Source organism: Pantoea sp. CTOTU49201 (genome assembly GCF_032054795.1).
Classification (GTDB): domain Bacteria; phylum Pseudomonadota; class Gammaproteobacteria; order Enterobacterales; family Enterobacteriaceae; genus Pantoea; species Pantoea symbiotica.
This window is the reverse complement of sequence record NZ_DAMBSA010000573.1, coordinates 1-2,193: the sequence shown is the minus strand read 5'-3', so window position 1 is coordinate 2,193 and position 2,193 is coordinate 1. Positions and strand designations below refer to the sequence as shown.

Genomic DNA, 2,193 nt, shown 5'->3' with positions numbered 1-2,193 from the left:
GAGAAAACTAACAGTCCATTAATGATTCAGATCTCAACCGGCACCGCCAAATATCTCGGACATAAATTATTGGTAGATGCGATTCGCTCATTGTCGGAAAGCCGTAACGTGCCGACCTGTTTGCACCTCGATCACTGTTCGGATTTAGACGCTATCCAAACCGCGCTGGATGCGGGCTTCAGTTCAATTATGTATGACGGCTCACATTTGCCGATTGAAGAGAACATTGCCAATACGCGCCGTGTTATTGATATGGCGCGCCCGCTGGCGGTATCAGTGGAAGCGGAACTGGGCGCGATTGGCGGCTCGGAAGATGGCAAAGAAGTGGAAATGAACGATGCGGCCTTTACCACCGTCGATGAAGCCAAACGCTTTGTCGATGAAACCGGCGTCGATATGCTGGCGATCTCCATCGGTACCGTACACGGCTTGTATACCGGCAAAGCGCACATTCAGCATCAGCGCCTCGCGGATATCACCGATGCCACTAAAACGCCATTGGTGCTGCACGGCGGAACCGGTGTTAGCGATGAAGATATGCGTCTTGCGGTGCGCAGCGGCATTGAGAAAGTGAACGTCGGCACCGAGATGAATGTGCAGTGGGTCGCAAACTGCAAGCAGACGTTTGAAAAGGGCAAGGTTAATGACAGCGTGCGTAATTTCCTTGTGCCGGCCAACGATGCTGTGACCAATGTGCTGGTAGAAAAGATTCAGCTGTTCCGCTAATTCCGACTCACTCATGACGTAATAACCTGAGGTGCCCGGCGCCATTCGGGGCAGGAGACGCTATGTTTGGATTCTTGAAAAAGGGCTCCGATAATAAGAGCCAGGATTCACAGGAAATAGATCTTCAGGCTGAAACCATCAGCGGGAAAATAAGCGAACTGGAGCAACAGTTAGCCAATAATCCGCAGGCGACAGATACGCAAAAACAATTAATGCTGGAATATAATCGTGCATTAAATATCTTTGCGAAAAGCCGCCGCTTTCGTCAGGAAATTGATCCGCTGTTTGTCAAAATCGATGAACTGCGCAACACCATTCGCAAATCATTTTAAGGAGGCAGTATGAGTATTAAACAGCTGCTGCAGGAGGCAAGTGCGATTCAGGTGGGGATCAGCGCCAGGGATTGGCGCGAGGTGATCGCGCTGGCGGCGCTGCCGCTGGTGAACGGCGGTTACATCAAAGCCAGTTATCCGGAAGCGGTGATCGCCAACACGCTGGAGCATGGCGCTTATTACGTGTTTGAGGAGGGCATCGCCATTCCCCATGCGCGGCCGGAAACCGGCGTGCTGAAAGATTGTTTCAGCATGATTGTGCTGGATGAGCCGATCTCATTCGACGGCAGCGATAAAGCCGACATCGTGATTATGTTCGGTGCGCGTGACAGCAACGCCCACATTGAAGAGGGCATCCGCGCGATTGTCACGCTGCTGGAAGATGAAGAGACGCTGGTGCGCTTGCGCAGCGCCAGCAGTGCTGCGGAGGTGATAGAGATCCTATGACAACCGACACTGAAGAGAAGATGGTAGTGCTGGTGAACGGCATTCCGGCTTCTGGCAAAAGCACCCTGACGCGCGCGCTGGCCGAGCAATTCGGCTTTCCGGTGCTGACGCTGGATAGCCTGAAAGAGCCGTTTATGGCCAGCTTTGCGCCGGTGGATCGGCTGCGTAATCGCCAGCTAGGCTGTGCGGCGTATCAGGCGATCTGGCAAGTGGTGGCGCAAGCACCGACGCGCTGCATCTATGTCATCGATGCCTGGTTTGGCTTCCAGCCGAAAGAGGTATTGCAGCAAGGATTGCAACAGGCGGGCGTGACGCGGGTGCTGGAGCTGTGGCTGGCGATCACGCCAGATGAGGCGGTGGCGCGTTATCAGGCACGTTTAACCGATCGCATGCCGGGACATCCGGGCGCGGAGTATCTGCCAGAACTGCGCAAGTTAGCGGAAACCGCCCAGCCGATGGCGCTGGGTCCGGTGTTACAGCTTAACGCGCTCAACCCGGACCAGGCGGCGGCCTGCGCCTGGTTGCAGCGTCAGCTGCGGCTGCCGATCAGCGCTCAACCGGCTTTATCGGCATCGGGTTGAAAAATGCGTGCGCTGAGAAAGTCGATCAGCGCACGTACTTTTGGCGACGGATATTTACTGGCGGGCCACAACAAATGGAATACGTTACGGTGGCAGGCGAAGTCGCT

Annotated in this window: 4 protein-coding genes and 1 pseudogene; 4 read left to right on the top strand and 1 reads right to left on the bottom strand. The window is 54.9% G+C overall.

What is annotated here, in order from left to right; all coding sequences use genetic code 11:
• The 4 genes from RTY00_RS23930 to RTY00_RS23915 all read left to right on the top strand — a co-directional run.
• Positions 1-726, top strand: a 726-nt coding sequence (locus tag RTY00_RS23930; RefSeq protein ID WP_312666631.1) for a class II fructose-bisphosphate aldolase, incomplete at its 5' end; no start/stop codon positions are given.
• A gap of 62 nt (positions 727-788) precedes the next feature.
• On the top strand, positions 789-1,058 hold the full coding sequence (locus tag RTY00_RS23925) for a hypothetical protein (protein WP_061720115.1): 270 nt from the start codon (positions 789-791) through the stop codon (positions 1,056-1,058).
• Between the two features lie 9 nt (positions 1,059-1,067).
• A complete protein-coding gene (locus tag RTY00_RS23920) occupies positions 1,068-1,505 on the top strand; it encodes a PTS sugar transporter subunit IIA (RefSeq protein WP_312666630.1) in 438 nt (145 codons plus the stop codon).
• The gene (locus RTY00_RS23915; protein ID WP_312666629.1) at positions 1,502-2,086 is read left to right on the top strand and encodes an AAA family ATPase; all 585 of its coding nucleotides are present in this window, start codon (positions 1,502-1,504) and stop codon (positions 2,084-2,086) included. Before RTY00_RS23920 ends, RTY00_RS23915 begins: the two co-directional genes overlap by 4 nt.
• On the opposite strand, the pseudogene RTY00_RS23910 reads toward RTY00_RS23915, so the two are convergent.
• A pseudogene (locus tag RTY00_RS23910) lies at positions 2,059-2,193 on the bottom strand (LysR family transcriptional regulator); the annotation flags it as partial. The gene RTY00_RS23915 and the pseudogene RTY00_RS23910 sit on opposite strands and share 28 nt — an antisense overlap.